Source organism: Candidatus Nitrosotalea sp. FS (genome assembly GCF_011319475.1).
Classification (GTDB): Archaea; Thermoproteota; Nitrososphaeria; order Nitrososphaerales; family Nitrosopumilaceae; genus Nitrosotalea.
Map to the genome: position 1 here is coordinate 1,917 of NZ_RCMC01000058.1, position 17,721 is coordinate 19,637.

Genomic DNA, 17,721 nt, shown 5'->3' on the forward strand with positions numbered 1-17,721 from the left:
GGAAACATTACCCAAAATTCTGGCATGTCAGCAAGTACACTGAACTCTCCACTTGGGATTGCATTTGATTCCAAAGGAAATCTCTGGGTTGCCGACTCTGTAAACTATCGAGTATTGCAGTTTGCTCCGCCGTTTTCAAACAATCAAGGTGCCTCACTAGTACTTGGACATCAAGACTTTGTGACAGGTGGAGAAGGCGCGTCGTCAAACGCAAGCTCATTTAGAGATCCTTATGGCATAACATTTGATTCACAAGGTAACCTATGGGTTACAGACTCTGGAAATAACCGTGTGTTGGAATTTGTCCCACCTTTTACAAATGGACAACAGGCTTCATTGATTCTAGGACAAGCAAGCTTCAATGCTGGAGCCATTGATACTATGGGACACACCATAAATTCACTTAACCAACCTCAGGGTCTAGCTTTTGACAAGGATGGTAACCTATGGGTTACAGATTCTGAAAACAACCGTATTCTAGTTTTCAAGTCAAACCAGTCAACAAATTCACAGATAGTCTTTCCAGACTTTTTAAATTCTACCAAATCGACAAATGCAAGCTTGCCAAATGCGTACGACCAAGTAGCACGTCAGATGGAGGAATGTTCAAAAAATCTAGGCATATCATCAAATAATCAAACTGCAATTAATCTGGTTCTTGACTCAAGTGAATTCAAATCAAAAGTGCAAGGTTATGATTATAAATTCAATGGGATAACAAACTCGTTTCACTCTTGTACATTGGATTCAGTAGAAGCAGTTTATGCACTCTATGATAATAATGGAAAATACATCAAATCATTGTATGTGTCAATAGACCCATCACTAACAAAAATACTTGGAATAAAAGAAGAGACAGATAACGCACGATATGGTGGAGCCCAGTACAACAATACTAGTTCATCACCAACACTTCAAGAACAACTAGATACGGTACGTTCGCAGACTGAGAAACAAAAACAAACTGAACGTCAGAGCGTTGATATCAACAATGCCACAGTCTTGGCCGAAATTGGCATGCCAATAACAGCTGGAATATCAATTGCAGTATTTATGTTCAGGAAAAGAGTTTGAGATAAAATGAGAACCCTATATCTCTCAATAATTATAATATCTGGAATTGTAATACCAATGTCTCTGCTTGAAAATCAAATCTTTGCAGACAATACCAATACTTCCATGGCCACAATAAATGTGCAAATTGACAAATCAAATTCTGATAAACCGCAAATAATGATAACAGGAACTGTTTACAAACTATTTTCAACCAATCTTGTGATTGTCATCTCTGATCCCTTTGACCAAAAACTTGCAATATCTCAGTTGACCCCTGATGCCGATGGACATTTTTCTGAAACACTTTTTGCTGCAGGTCCTCTGTGGATAAAGTCAGGAAATTATTCAGTATCTGTTGTGTCTAGTTCACAGCAACTAGCAGAGGCAAAATTTTACTATGATGGTACAAAGCCTTGTTGCATAACTAAAGGTCCTTTACATGTTGACTCGCCGTTAAAGCAAGTCAAGTCCGGAATTGCAGCTAAAGATGTCACATGTAAAGAAAATCTTGAATTAATTCTCAAAACCAAAGATAATTCTCCGATATGCGTCAAATCTGACACTGCTATAACATTGATAAAAAGAGGCTGGGCGATGTCAAGTCTGAAGAATTTTGGTTACAACCCCGGTAGAGGTCCTGTCTCACTAGAACCAAAAGAATCTGGGACCAATGACAATACCACTTTACCAAAAAACATGTCGCACATAATAATTCCTCCACTAAATGATACCAATTCCGCAAAACCAAAAGCAACAAGTGAAAACAAAAACTCTTCACTCCAACTCTTCCTCTCGATAGACTCTGAATATGAAAATCCTGCAGAGCCAATAAATATCGATATCGGGCTTGACAATACTGGCTCTGTCCCTCTTACTCTAGCAAAATCTGACAACTGGCCGCGCATCGATATGAGCTCTGGATTGTGCTCATATCTCCCATTTGGAATATCTATTATGAAAGGTTACTACACAGAACAAAACATGTCTAGTGCAAAATCACTTGTCATTTATGAGAATGTTCCATGTCCTGCTCCTTCCTTAATCAAGAGCTATACGTTTGAACCCTCAAGTAGCAAAGCAACACAAGAATGTGATACTCTATTTACCTGCCCTGGTCTGACAGATATGAAGGCACATCTTGTGATACCTGATTTTATGTACAATGATCAGCATCACTCCTTTGATGTTGGTAACTATACTCTAGTGGGGGGAGACGAGTGGGGGCATGTTGTGATACAACATTTTGCAGAAGTGTACACTACAGCATACTCTACTCCATTAGAAAAATGATCTTGAAAATGAAAACTCGAAACTNCCTCAAAAAAAGCTCAGACCATGGAAATACGTTTGAAGATAAAATTCCAGTCAGTACACCAACCGGTGGCATAAGCAATGTAGTTGCAANAAAAAGACTCTGGGACCAATGACAATACCATTTTACCAAAAAATACACAACACATTGTAACTCCTCCATTAAATGGTACCAATTCAGCAAAACTAAAAGTAACAAGTGAAATCAAAAACTCTTCACCACTCCAACTCNTTGCCAGTAAATCTACAATGGAAGTATGGGGATACAGTGGATATTCAGATTAAAGCATCACATAATGGTGACAACAGAACGGCGTCGTTAATAGATCTTGGAAATTCAAAGATAGTCCCATAGAAATGAAAACTCTACATCTTTCAATAATTGCAACTTTGTTAATCGTACTAGTTGTAAACACANATGCGAGGACCTTCTTCGTATATTTCACAGGTTTCATCTTCAGGAAATAGTGTCTACATTGTGTGGTCTAATTATGATCCAAAGGAGAATGTCTACCATACATTATTTAGAGCAAGCAATGATGGTGGGAAAACCTTTGAAAATGTTGTCAGTATGGGAAATAGCTTCAATGGACCTACCTTCTCTCAAATGGCTTCACATGAAAACAACTTGTATATCGCACTAGGTAATATACTCAAAAAAAGCTCAGACTATGGAAATTCATTTGAAGATAAAATTCCAGTTAGCGCTCCAATCGGAGGCATAAGCAATATCGCTGCAACTGAAAATAACGTATATCTCACATTTGACAATGTCATAAATTCTGGCAACAGCTTTGAGATCTTGTTTGCCGCAAGCAATGACAATGGGACAACATTTGACAATCCCGTGAAACTGTTTGGCATGCCTGAAAGTAGCGAGGATTATTCACAGATTGCAGCGTCTGGAACCAATGTCTATGTTGTAGGTGAAGGCAAGTATGGGGGAATCCAGGGGCCAATCGGTGTACTATATAGGGCAAGCAGAGATGGAGGAACAACTTTTAGCAATACCGTAGATCTGAGTGATAACAATTCTACAGACTTTGCGCCAAAGGTTGCCACATCAGGAAACTATGTGTATGTAGCATGGTCTGAGATGACAAGTGACAAAAAGAATAGTGATCTAATTTTCAGAGTAAGCAAAGATGGTGGAGAAACTTTTGGTCCAAAAATCAAGATAAATCAAGACAATAATTCTACTGGAATGTACAATACTGATTTCATTCATCTTGTTACCCGTGATTTTATTGTCTATGTAAAATGGTGGGATGTGCACTTTATGNTCTATCGTCTCTGTAAAATGGTGGGATGTGCACTTTATGCCAGATGGAACTGAAACTGATCATCTGATGTTCAAGCGAATCATTGATGGTGATACTACCATTGGAAAAACAATTGAGCTTACTGGAAATGATGCAAAACCTGTGGACATTGGGCAGGATTCTATAGTCTCTGTTGCTGGAAACAACGTGTATGCCTCATGNACTTTGATGGTACAGTAGACCTGAACGGACAAATCAATAAAACTTTTGGATTAAGTAACATGAAGATAACCGGATATGGAAGTAATGTCTATGTGGTTGGAGATACTGGATCTCAGACTCGCGAGTTATTTTTTAGGGCAAGCAACGATAATGGTACTACTTTTAGTAATGTGGTTGATCTAAACGAGATACCAACTATTCCACAACAAATTGCACCACCGGCACCTGATCAAGTCGGATGTTATAATTACACAAAATCTACAGGGTGGAAGTCTACTCCATGCATGTCGCAATCAGATGTAAACGAATTGGGATTGACTGGACCGCCTAGAGATTTACCTCTATCACATGATGTTGACAATAATTCTTGGTTAAGTGTAGTGGGATTTGGCAGCATTATTGGCGGAGCTACAGTTGGAATTTCTGTTTATGTCATGAGGATTAAAAAATAGAATGAAAACTCTACCTCTAGTTGCAATTACTGTTTCAATGTTTTTCACATTATTTGTTACAAGTCAAGCATATGCTCCATGCATAGAGGGACCTGGGATTAATTGTAACAATTATCCTCCTTCCAGAGATCTATCTCAAATTCACTTCGACAAGCTAAACTATGAAACCCAAGACAAGCCTGTCATCACAATATCTGGAGTTCCATCTACAGCTGTTCATCTTGAAATTGACGACTCGTCTTCAAATATCATGTTTGAACATGATCTCAATTTGCTCTCAAATGGTACTGCACGATATGTTCTTGACATATCATACTACAAGATTGGAGGATATTCTGCAACTGCAACCTCTCTCATGTCCAAGGTAACAACTGGTTTCATAGTAGGTATGATACCATCAGATGGAATGATGAGTCTAAGCGTTGACAAAAATTCATACCTTCCAGGGGACAGAATCTCCATACTGGGCACAGCGAATTCTAATACACTGATACAGTTATCCTTGATTGATCCTTATGGTACTTCTGTAAGATCTGCCAAAACATTTTCAGACAAGACCGGACATTTTTCATTATCTAACTTTACCANACCTCTCTCATGTCAAAGGTAACAACTAGTTTCACAGTAGGTATGACGCCATCAGGTGGAATGATGGGTCTAGGCGTTAACAAAAATTCATACCTTCCAGGGGACAAAGTCTCCATACTGGGCACAGGAAATTCTAATACGTTGATACAGCTGTCCTTGGTTGATCCCTCTGGCAACTCCATAAGATCTGCCAAAATATTCTCAGACAAGACCGGACATTTTTCATTGTCTAACTTTACTATTCCAAATAATGCAGTTTCTGGAATGTGNTCTGGAATCTGGCAAATTGGTGCAACTGGCGGTGTAATGCATGTACGCGCACAAATTGTAGTAAATTCCACAAATGCTGCATATGGAATAAACACAGACAAGGTAATCACATCTTCTCCGCTAAAACAATTCAAATCTGGAATAAAACCAGAATATGTAAAATGTAGTCAGAATCTTCATTTGATAATCAAGGCAGAAGATGGCTCTTTTGCATGTGTTACAATAGAAACAGGAAAGAATCTAGCAATGCGTGGCTGGGCAACTACATTTGGAACAGGGATTTCAACAAACGATTACTATACAAAATGTGACACTCTATACCCACAATCTGATACTGGAATTGCAGTACTATACATGCCTGTAAATTCAATTGGAAAAGTATGTGTGCAATACCATAATCTTAACAATACTCCTACTGGTATTGGAATGAGAATATTTGAGGCAAACGATCTGACTCAAAATGCATCAAATGTTACTGCATGGACGTATGATTCCACACTTGAGGCAAATGCAAACAAGACAATAGTTTATTTTATAAAAACTGGAACTAGCGCAGGATTTTACGGTGCATCTCTGAATTGCGGTGGAATCCCGCTTGCAGTAGGATATGATGCCAACTCTACAATAACTGCAAGTGATTTTCCATGGATTGGACATGTCTTCAATTGTGAAATAATAACGTATGAGAGCCATATGGAAGGCACTGCTGGAATTGACGTCAGATATATTCCATATTCCTATGTTGGGTTGAAATGAAAATCCTACATTATTTCATAATTGCAGTAATAGGAATAGTGGCAGTTGTATCTTCTTTTGATATGGTATTTGCACAAAATGTAATGGGGTATGGCTTTTGTTGTGCACACACATCATCAGAATCATATCCATCTCCATTGAAGCAATTCAAGTCAGGAATAGCCGCAAACAATGTAATCTGTAGACAAGATCTGCAACTGTTGATTGAAAATCATGAAGGATCACCAATATGTGTCAAGCCAAACTCTGCTTTCAAGCTATTACGCCAAGACTGGTCATATCCTGTAAATTGTAAGTATGCTCAAGATGGATTTACTGCAGGGGTGGAAGGCATCATAGTCATTGAAAAGAATGCAAGTAACGCATATTCTGACAAGTCATATTCTCCACAAAACAGCACCGTGATTATCGGTTGGAACGAGACTGTGTCTTGGGAAAATCTTGATGATACCTCTAGTAGTGTCACAAGTGATTGGAATCTTTTTGACTCTGGTCCAATTCTTCCTGGAAAAGATTGGCAGCATAGTTTTGAATGTGCTGGAAATTATGGATATCATAGTGAACCACATCCTTGGATGAGGGGATGGATCAGAGTATTGCCCCCAATTGGACGATAACATGAAAACTCTACATCTTTCAATACTAGTAGGATTGGGAATTGTTGTTACTGGTCTAGTTCTTGTCTTTTCTCAACCACATAACCCTACATTTGAAGAACGACTTGGCAATCCGACACAAACATGGTTATCACATAATGGTACAATACTGATTCTCAACCAGACATCCGACAAACCAGAATACAAAGTAGGAGAAAACATAACGATCTCTACTGAGTTGATAAACGTGGGAAACAAAAGCGTAAATGTTGGTTATTGGCCTCCCTTGGTTGTTCTAGAAATTAAAGATCAAAAGGGTGCACTTGTGTGGCCTGAAAATACTAACCTTGGGATTATCGAGGAAAATTATAGTGTAGAAACAATAAGACCTGGAGAACATCTTAATGAGAAACCATGGGGAAACGGTAATTTTACCAACATGTCTTATGAGATGCCTCTGCCTCAGTTACATGTACCAGGAAAATACACTGTAGTATCAATGGCATTATTTACATTCAATATAACTACTGATAGTCGTGGACATAGAGAACCAACAGGTCTTACAACACAACTCTGGTCAAAACCAATCCAGATTACGGTATTGCCATGATGATGCACTGAAAAGGAACCCAGTTTATGTAAATTAGTCACAATGGAACGCAAAAATGCACTGTACAGTAGAATCCGACCAGGTCTACCCTTTTTAAACTAGAAGAATTATACACGAATTTTTTATGATATGTCCATCCAGTACATCTAGATGATGAAAATTCTATATTTTTCAATAATTATTACGTTTATACTCACACTTGGAATAAATGGTTCCGCATATGGACAGCATGTCCAAACTTCTCCTATGCTAACCGTGTGGACGGACAAGCCAAATTATGTCACAAATGATACCGTCACAATTACAGGATATGTAGATAAATCAGAGACTAAATTTGTACACCAACTTGAGGTAGCAATTTCAAACCCCTACGGTGATTGGTATAGGCAAGACCAACTTCCAGTTGATCCGGATGGAAGATTTAGTTACCAATTTAAAATTGAAGGAAACCATACCATCAGTGGTCATTATCTTGTTAGAGTATGGTCCATTGATGAAGATGGTATTGACGTTGGAACATCATTTAATGTGGATTCAACAATAAACTCTTCTACAGTAAACATATTGGTAAAACAAGGTTCTGTAGGATTATCATACTCTGGAGATAACATTACAGAGACAATTGAATACAGCATAACAGTTGAACCAAGATTTGCAGGCTCAGTATATGTAGACATTTTCAAGAATAATCATCTCTTGAGAACTGACACTTTGGGGACTCCTGACATAATGTCCATGTCAGGATCTGGAGAGCAGTATTATTATTACAAATTAGCTATTAATGGAAAGAAAGACCAGGACACATACAAAATTGATTTCAGGTATGGTGGCAAAGTCCTAGAGAAGGTCATTCCTATCACAAGCACTACAAATGGAATAATAGATGACACGGCAGTTAGCATTCCAACTCCCATAAAGCAATTCACATCAGGAACTGCGCCAAAAGATATAGCCTGCAGGAAAGATCTTTTGTTGATCTTCAAATCATCTAATGAGACACCTATCTGCATCAAGCCTGATAATGCAAAGAAACTAGAATCGCGTGGATGGGCAATATCTCAATATCATGATCCTGAAGCTAAACCCAAGATCAAGTTGTATGATTATTCCTATGACGGGATAGACAAGGACCACGGCATTGTATCAATCAATAATCAAACTTTCTACCAGACCACGCTTGGCTATTCTGTGTATGATCTACCAAAGAAAGCATCAACATCATTTCATGATGTGGTTTTTGCTTTTCCTCAAGGAAGCCTGATTACTCCCGGTTCCAGCTTTGTAATGCTTGATATGAAATTCCATGATGGTTCTGAAGAGACCTACGGTGGAACAGCTCTTGTTCAAAATGGAACTGTCACCAAAATTGGTGGAATTCCAATTCCAACTCAATATGGTCCGCATGTAGCAACAAACTCAATTACAATTCTTGGTAATCATACACTGCCGCAAGCTGGAATTACCATATATCATGATAAAATAAAACTACTTGTAAGCGTTGACCAACTGTTGACTGGAGACAATGCTGTAAACAGTACAGCACAAGTTGTTCCACAATGTCTAACTCACATACTAAAGCAAACCGTATTTTCGGGATATGCGGGAGCTCTGAGCTGCCCAATAATGGGTTATCATGTGTCAAGTGAGATGAAAAACTATACTGGTTTTCATGAAATATCTGATATATTGTATACAAGCTCTGTTGTTGGACCAAATACCTACGTTGGCACTCTGCAAGAAGAATTAGACAAGTCAGGAAATGGAAGAATGGAAAAAAATCTTGTTTTAGAACCAGGACATAATGCTACAATCACATACAAAATTACACTACATACCATAAAATGTAATGGGGAATGTCCTGACAAATTCAACTTTCCAACTCAAGCTAATCTAACAAATGACGTAGAACTTGTACATAGAGAAAATAATGAAATGTCATACTCTCATGAAGGCCTTGTGGTGAAATACGACCCACCATCTGAATCTCTTGTGGATGGCCAAACTGTCACTCTAAAAGCCAACATCTCTGCGTCAAAAGACGTACCTCGAGGAACATACTGGTTGATACTTGTTCCTGGAAATTGTGTTGGTGGACCTTTGATATTGCTTACTGTATCGGACTGTGAAAAATGAAAACACTACATCTCTTTATTATCTCCACAACAGTTCTTCTAGTGCCAGTCATGATGAACAATCATGCACTTGGTGGATGTCTTGTTGGAGGTGATTGGCCAAATGCTCCATGTTATGATCTTCCAGGTCATACAATAGACAAGAACACGCTGCGTGAACAATGGGCTCCATATTATCAGTACAAAGGAGCAAGCTGGATGGAGATGATGAAAACTCAAATGATTGATGCAATAAAAAATGGAACCATAAATTATTGGAGCGGTTATAGTGATGCAACCGGTAATGTCTGGACGTATTATTCTCTAAATGATAAAGTTCCTTTTTTTATTCCGCCTGGGGCACAAAATTACACCAAGCCCGATCCGATACCTTCCCCTTTGCAGCAATTCCGGGCAGGAACGCCATTAGAGGATACTCAATGCAAGGAGAATTTTGTTTTGTGGTTAAAGTCTGACAATATTCCTGTATGCGTGAACAGGCAAACCTTTTCGTCTTTACTTCAGCGGGGATTTTTATTGCCTGATTCATATAATCAATTTGCACTAAATGAGGCAAAAAGGTTCATTCGTTCCAGTCCTACTTTTGAGTTTGACGGAATGGAAAATACTCTAAAACTTTCAGTAAGTTCAGTTGAGGAATCATTTCCGCCTATTACCTTGATTCTTGCCACGTTTGACAGCGCAACTCCTGGTTATGGAAATGAAAACAGAATGGAAATGCCTCCACATCTTACTCATCATAACATGTCAATTGTGATATCTAATACCAATCAAGTGTCACAGGCTATAATTGATAAACAGTGGGATGAGCTTAAACAAAAATTTCTAAAATATTAGATGTACTGATGACTAGACACTAGAAGAATCCTACACCAGTTTTTTAAATCATGTCAGTCCAGTACAGGTACAAAATGAAAAATTGGCGTCTTTCAATAATAGTTCTTATTGCATGTGCAGTATTTCTAATAATCTCACATAATGTATATGCAAGTACATGTGCTGTTAAAGAAACAATTTATTCCGCACCTGAATTTTTCTTACTCTCAGACAATGTCTTTGTTGGGAACGTAACATCCATTACTGATTACGGAAATCAACAATGGCAAGTACACTTTGACATAGAGAAGATTTGGAAAGGTACTGCAACTAGGCAAACATCAACAGTCATGGCACATACTCTGCAAGCATGCGGTTATTCCATAAATGTAGGAGAAAAATATTTAATTTACACAAACGGTTCTCCGTCTACCATCAATCCAATATCTTCTAAACTGTATTCTGATGCACAAAATGACATTGCATTGTTTGATGATCCAAAATTCCAAGCTAAGGAGAAAGTCAAAGAAGATCTAAACAAGAAACTCGAGATTGCACAAGGCACAGTGGAAAGCATGATGATGGACAAATCATCACACATACCAATTAACGGGGTAGGAGTTGATGAGGTAAACTCTACTCTTGATATCATGATTGACGATGAAAAAGCTACACTTTCTGTAGAACAATACACACAAAATCTGAAANGATTAACGGGGTAGGAGTTGACGAGGTAAACTCTACTCTTGATATTATGATTGACGATGAAAGAGCTACACTTTCTGTGGAACAATACACCAAGAATCTGAAAACCATACTTGGAGACATTCCAATAAAAGTTGAATTTGGGTATGCTACTACCGCAACACCAATTCTTCATAATGCAAATGATAGCGGACTAACTACATCTCATCCTATCATACATGGGTTAAACTCTAGTAACGTGTTAAAATCTCCTCTTAAACAATTCAAGTCAGGTGTTGTTACACAAAACATAGCATGTAAGGAGGGATTCACACTTGCAATAAAAAAACAAGGACATCAGCCAGCATGTGTAGATCCTGATGCTGTACCAAAACTTGTACTCAGAGGATGGTCAGAAAATCCATTAGATAATCTACTTTTAAAATATGGAAACCAAACACAAGCAAACCTTGTTTTCTATGACATACTAAATGAGCCAAAAGTAAGGAATTGGTCAATTACAGGATGGAAATACAATTCCTATACTTATGCCTCAAACGGTGAAACTCATCAATCTTCTGCTACTGTACAACTCTACTTGCCTTCTAACATTGGGAAACATGAGTGTGAAAATGGTTCATATGGATTTGTAGTAGTCAATCTAAAACCAGTCGAAATTGAGCATAACTATACCGAAGTAGGCTGTGAGATAGTTACAACTACCGCGACAAATGTGGATCCTGAATCAAATGGAAAATAGGAATTAGAAAATGAAAACTCTGATCTTGCCTATGCTGATAATANATTCTTACCATGACTATGATATCAACAATTATTTTTTACAGAATGAAACTTAGAAAATGAAAACTTTGATCTTGCCTATGCTGATAATATTTTCTATGGCTACTTTCTGCTCTCTTCCTCAGTCAAGTGCGACATACATAGGACCTGATTGCAACCAGAACAGTCTGTTAGGTAATCCGCTAGTTTCGCCATATTTTGGCAAAAAAATTGCGTTTGTATCAAATGTTCAAAGCGCAGACCCGTCCAATTTTACGTTGTATACTGTAAACAGCAATGGCAGTGGAAATTTGAATAAAATTGACAACATCTCATATCAGACTGCAATTGCAATATCTTATGATGGAACCAAGATTGCGTTTCTCAAACAAGTAGGTGCAATAAACCAGATCTTTTCTGCAAATACTGATGGTACTGATCTAAAACAACTTACTTTTGATAATGCAATAAAATCCATTATAGGAATAACACCTGACGGGACCAAAATAATCTATGCCAATCGTTATGATGCTCTTGGACTGGTGACAAATTATTATACCATTAATTCTGATGGTAAAAATCAAATCCAGATCACACATGACCAATCTAGAAAGGACTGGCCTGCGCTTTCTTTTGATGGTACTGTACTTGTATTCAATGATGAATCCGATCCTGCACAAATATTCTCAGTAAGAACAGATGGCAGTAATTTTCACCATGTCACAAATGGATCGTTGTTTTCGCACACCCCCGTGATATCCAGCAATGGATCAAAACTTGTCTTTTCTAGAAATAATCCTGATGACTCCAATTTCAAATATCTTTTTACAATAAATAACGACGGAACGCAGTTGGTTAGCCTTACCCCAAAACCCATCTATTTTCAGTCTGACTTTACAATATCCTTAGATGGGTCCAAGGTGGCATTTGATGATGGCTCTATTTCTGCATATTATATGTCGGTGATAAACCCAGATGGAACATCACACACCAAGATACTAAATACTGACACGTACTATTCGCATACTCCGCTGCTTTCTGCCAATGGCTCAAGACTGGTATATGCTTCGAATAATCCTACACAGATACTTTTCATGTTCGACATGAATGGCTATAGACCATCACTTGAGATAGATTCAGGATTGGTAGGATATGAAAAAGAAATCTTGCCTGATACGGCTCAGGTTGTATATCCAAAAATTGTTAACAAGACCGAAGAAATCATGGCTGCAACTCCTGGCGGCAAGCCATTTCCATTGTTTGATAATTCTATTTTCAAGCCAAACACAAATTGTAAAACTCTAGACTATAATGGACTTGATTATACACCTGCTAAAATTGTCTCTATTCCTCCAATTGAACCATGGTATGATAATATTCCATGGTGGATATGGATAGGTATCATAAGTTCTGTAGTGATATCATTTTGGATATTTTGTTTCAGGCGATTCAAGGAGTGATAAAAAAATAATGAAAACTCTACACCTCACAATAGTAATAGGTATCTCAATTACTGTCATTTTGGTTGGAGCTTTCTCTTACGAATCATACAAACCGATGTGTATTGAAGGTAGATTGGCAAATGGCACCTGTGCAGGACCTGTATCCATAGAGGAGACAAGTGACACTTTGGCAAACCAATACTGCAAAAATTTCTATGTTGTTCCAGAAAACAAAACTTATCTTAATACCGTTCCAGTCCTCTTGATGAAATCAAACTCTACTGTATGTGCAAGACTCACTTTTACCATATCTTCCAATTATAATGACTGTAATGGAGCAAATTGTCAACATGTACTCTCACCTGGACGAATGCTTTTCATACGTGATCTGCACTATGAAAATAATGACGGCTCTTTTAGCATAACACAGGGAAGAGACTATACAAACTCCTTTAAGATAATTACAATACCTGATACTGTTGATCTTGCAGATTATCCATTAGGTGCAAATTTCACTGCTACTTATGTCATCACTCCATTACAAAATGCAACTGGCTTTTATGATCAATCCATACTACGACCTCTCTGTGAGCGTTACCCGTTGGCAGTAGGATATACAAAAGACCAGGTAAATTCTTCGGACTTTTCATACATTAACCCACTAGGTTCTATGTGCCAGTCNGCCGTGGTATGATAATATTCCATGGTGGGTATGGTTAGGTATCATAAGTTCTGTAGTGATATCGTTTTGGATATTTTGTTTCAGGCGATTCAAGGAGTGATAAAATAATAATGAAACCTCTACACCTCACAGTCCTAGGTATCTCAATTACTGCCATCTTGGTTGGAGCTTTCTCTTACGAATCATACAAACCGATGTGTATTGAAGGTAGATTGGCAAATGGCACCTGTGCAGGACCTGTATCCATAGAGGAGACAAGTGACACTTTGGCAAACCAATACTGCAAAAATTTCTATGTTGTTCCAGAAAACAAAACTTATCTTAATACCGTTCCAGTCCTCTTGATGAAATCAAACTCTACTGTATGTGCAAGACTCACTTTTACCATATCTTCCAATTATAATGACTGTAATGGAGCAAATTGTCAACATGTACTCTCACCTGGACGAATGCTTTTCATACGTGATCTGCACTATGAAAATAATGACGGCTCTTTTAGCATAACACAGGGAAGAGACTATACAAACTCCTTTAAGATAATTACAATACCTGATACTGTTGATCTTGCAGATTATCCATTAGGTGCAAATTTCACTGCTACTTATGTCATCACTCCATTACAAAATGCAACTGGCTTTTATGATCAATCCATACTACGACCTCTCTGTGAGCGTTACCCGTTAGCAGTAGGATATACAAAAGACCAGGTAAATTCTTCGGACTTTTCATACATTAACACACTAGGTTCTATGTGCCAGTCAAGTGAAGCCACGTTGACTAAAGTTGAAGTCTCCGGTATGGACTATAAGGATGTAGAATTGCGGCTTGCCGTTTTAGAGCAGGAGAAGCAAAAATGACACCTCTACATTATTTCATGATTGCAATTCTTGGTGCAAGTCTTGTCATTATTAACAATACTGTCTATGCTGACAGTATTACGTCACCTGACTCTTTTCTAAAAAAATGTAACGACAACACCTCTCAAATTCCTACACTGGTACCTGCAAATGTAAACTCATCAGGACCAAAACGAGGAATGCTCTTAATGCAACCCAACTCTAGTGCCATGATGTGTGTAAAATATGTCAAGCCATCCGGTTGGAATTCCTCTATTGATGTAAACAATACTAAACTTGATCACCCATTATTGGTACAAGTAGAAGACATCCATGTCTCAGGCAATTTACTTTCATTTGACCGCATAACTGTAAACAATGTGGTAATATCAAAAATCCTACCAAGTACCATATCTTTTGGATCACAGAAAAATGCTAGTACTGTTATTTTATACACCGTTACAGCCAAGTCTGATTCAAAGGGATATTATCACTTGCCAGTGCCATACATGTGCGGGGACGTATTGCTTGCAGTTGGATATAATGCATCTAATGTTGATTCTTCTGCTTTTCAGGATGTGAATCCAATGTGCTTTAACTTTGGTGTTGATGTATCAATAGTGGGAATCAGTGGAGCCAATATGGTGTATGTTAATACTCCACCTGAAAAAATACATTCCACAAAATTGGATGAAAATATTTCAATAATCCCACCATTACAACAGGTGAGACTTTATAGTTATAATGAAAAGTCAATACTGTGTAACCAAGGTTTCCAATTAGTCTTCAAATCCGAAGGTGGTTCACCCGCATGTGTAAAACCTGATAGCGCTATCAGACTAATCGCTCTAGGCTGGGCAGTTGAAAATATACACCAATCACATGGTGTAGAGCCATTTGATACTCTTAAAATGAATGTGCGTAATACTGATCTTTCGTTTAATTATACAATTTTAGGAGGTCAGCTGGAAAACGCTACAGTTAACATGCAAAACAAATCCATTGATTTATTGCTAAACACAACAAAAAATGGAACATTGATTGTTATTCTTCCAAGAGGATTGATTAACCCACAGATGCACGGACAAGATAGTCCATTCATAATTATAGAGGATGGTAAGGAAATAAAGTATAAACAACTAGACAGTACAATCACAGATAGAACACTAATTATTCCATTTCAACATGGTGTATCAAAACTTGAAATAATTTCTCCTGAGTCTATACGATAAAAAATGAAAACTCTGTATCTTTCAATAATTGTAGTAATTTCTCTGCTTGTTATTGTACCGCATGTCTATCAATCTGCTTTTGCAGCTTGTGCTGTATATGGGTGGGGTATTGGTGGTAGAACTGCTACTCCTATGTACAATCCTTCACCTCAAACTGTACAAGACAAGCAACTGGATGTTGATATCAGAAACTCGCAAGACTTGTTTAATCATGACTACAATGATGCCACAAGATCAATGACATTTAGGCTGTGTGACATAAATGGAGATATCACTATTCCAAATACCGCATACCAAATCATCGTCACAAAAGATGATAACCATAATGTGGTTTTAGACAATGTATTTTATTCCAATCCTGGATTACTTGAACTACAGATCCAAAATTCCTCCACTACAAATATTGCATCTGATACAAAACAGGATTCCAAACTAAATGATGCTTTTGTTGCAGACTCTAATGGAACTGTTCACTTGCAAAGCCCATTCCTATGGGAACCAGGTGCATACGATATCACAGTCAAGATCTTGGGGTATGAAACAAAGGGTATCACTTACCACAACAATGCGCCAACTTTCGGTTATGTCACTGATGTCCCAGATATTTTACGACCAAAGGTTTTACATGATAATAATACATACGAGATAAAGATTCTATCCACTAACAAGATACAAGATTTTATCTACGATCCAATTGGAATGAAGCTTTCGTGGTCTATTCAGGTTCCACGAGACCACCTTCTAGATCCAACACATCAGATATTTTCACATGTAGAAATTCCAAAATCGTTTCAAGAATTCTCACGATCTCCCTTTCTTAATATGACTATCAACGGTATTCAGATTCCAAATCCTTACGCTGATACCCAGTCATCTCGTACTGACATATTGGCAGATTTTCTATTTTCGAATTCTTTTCTTTCAAATCTTGCTGAATCCCAGAACTCTACCATGATCCCTGTTACGTTTTCTATTTCTCCTGTAATGAAAAGCTCATCACATATTGATCTGAGTCATGGTATGCAGGCCTTGATATCTTGGAACCCGGATCCACCTGTTACAAATAATAATTCAACTGCACACATTAAATTTTTTGCTAATGGGACATTGCTTCAAAATGTAGTTTATGATGTTTACCTGGAACAAAAACCAGCGGAATACATTGAAAGCAAAGACTCCATTGTGGCAAAAGATGGAACAGACTATGAGGAATTCTCTTTTCCTAAAAATAGTGTTTATCAAATATATCTTCATGTGAGAGGACTGTACAATTCCTCGGCACCACATTCAGTTGATGGTACCCTTGATGGTGATGCCTATGGATATGTGGTTACACAAAATTTTGCCAATTATAGTAAATTACCATCCTATGATAACAGTAAGGTAACAAAAATAATTTCCTTGGATGATTTCAAAAAAACAATAGCAACCAAATATGCTCATACTTCTGACTGGCAACACATAGTATCTCTGCGTAGTCTTGGTTGGTCGCAAGACAACAAGACTATCATAATTAAAACAGACAATCACTTTGCAGGTCCCAATTTGTGGTCTATTGGAATGAATGGGACCGGATTACATAGTATTTCACTTGATGATACTGTGATGAAAGACATGCGGTATCCTCAAGATGATCTTGGTAACATGACTGTATCAATCCCTCAGCAGAGTGAGGTTCCAAGTTTTGACATCATGCTTGGAACTGTAGATAAAAAATTTCATCAGATTTTGTATGCTGGTGATACTAGTCCAGAACTTCCTGCAATTAGCTCTGATGGACAGTATGTAGTGTTTGCTTTGGATGCATCTGGTGCTAGTTATAATAGACCACTCGAGGATGGCATCTATGTTATTACTCTTAGTACGTCCATTCCGGAATTTCCATTTGCAGTTCCAGTCTTATTGGTAGGTATAGTCTCAATAATTGCATTTTACAGGATTAGATTTGAAAGATGAAACAATATTGGGCTGTCACTTGTTAAATTCCCATCTAT

The 17,721-nt window shown here is 37.8% G+C and carries 11 protein-coding genes; all 11 read left to right on the forward strand.

Going from position 1 to position 17,721, the window contains the following annotated elements; genetic code table 11:
- On the forward strand, positions 1-1,074 hold a 1,074-nt coding region (locus tag DYY66_RS02745), incomplete at its 5' end, for an NHL repeat-containing protein (RefSeq protein WP_218583581.1).
- 6 nt (positions 1,075-1,080) lie between these two features.
- On the forward strand, positions 1,081-2,346 hold the full coding sequence (locus tag DYY66_RS02750) for a hypothetical protein (protein WP_166286006.1): 1,266 nt from the start codon (positions 1,081-1,083) through the stop codon (positions 2,344-2,346).
- 3,567 nt (positions 2,347-5,913) lie between these two features.
- Entirely contained in the window at positions 5,914-6,534 is a 621-nt protein-coding gene (locus DYY66_RS02780) for a hypothetical protein (protein WP_166286018.1), read from the forward strand.
- A 1-nt stretch (position 6,535) separates the two neighbouring features.
- A complete protein-coding gene (locus tag DYY66_RS02785; RefSeq protein WP_166286020.1) occupies positions 6,536-7,123 on the forward strand; it encodes a hypothetical protein in 588 nt (195 codons plus the stop codon).
- A gap of 150 nt (positions 7,124-7,273) precedes the next feature.
- A complete protein-coding gene (locus DYY66_RS02790) occupies positions 7,274-9,256 on the forward strand; it encodes a hypothetical protein (RefSeq protein ID WP_218583582.1) in 1,983 nt (660 codons plus the stop codon).
- Positions 9,253-10,092: a hypothetical protein gene (locus tag DYY66_RS02795; RefSeq protein ID WP_166286023.1), complete on the forward strand. Its 840-nt coding sequence runs from the start codon at positions 9,253-9,255 to the stop codon at positions 10,090-10,092. Before DYY66_RS02790 ends, DYY66_RS02795 begins: the two co-directional genes overlap by 4 nt.
- Positions 10,093-10,166: 74 nt before the next feature.
- Positions 10,167-10,778 (forward strand): hypothetical protein (locus DYY66_RS02800; RefSeq protein WP_218583583.1); only part of this gene is annotated, 612 nt, incomplete at its 3' end.
- An 876-nt stretch (positions 10,779-11,654) separates the two neighbouring features.
- The gene (locus DYY66_RS02810; protein ID WP_166286029.1) at positions 11,655-12,995 is read left to right on the forward strand and encodes a PD40 domain-containing protein; all 1,341 of its coding nucleotides are present in this window, start codon (positions 11,655-11,657) and stop codon (positions 12,993-12,995) included.
- Positions 12,996-13,769: 774 nt separating this feature from the next.
- Positions 13,770-14,516 (forward strand): hypothetical protein, encoded by a 747-nt coding sequence (locus DYY66_RS02820; RefSeq protein WP_166286033.1) that lies wholly within the window; start codon positions 13,770-13,772, stop codon positions 14,514-14,516.
- Positions 14,513-15,727, forward strand: coding sequence for a hypothetical protein (locus tag DYY66_RS02825; RefSeq protein ID WP_166286035.1), 1,215 nt, complete (start codon positions 14,513-14,515; stop codon positions 15,725-15,727). The genes DYY66_RS02820 and DYY66_RS02825 overlap by 4 nt, the downstream gene beginning before the upstream one ends.
- A 3-nt stretch (positions 15,728-15,730) precedes the next feature.
- Complete coding sequence (locus DYY66_RS02830; RefSeq protein WP_166286037.1) at positions 15,731-17,683, forward strand: hypothetical protein; 1,953 nt, start codon at positions 15,731-15,733, stop codon at positions 17,681-17,683.
- The last annotated feature ends 38 nt before the right edge of the window (positions 17,684-17,721 follow it).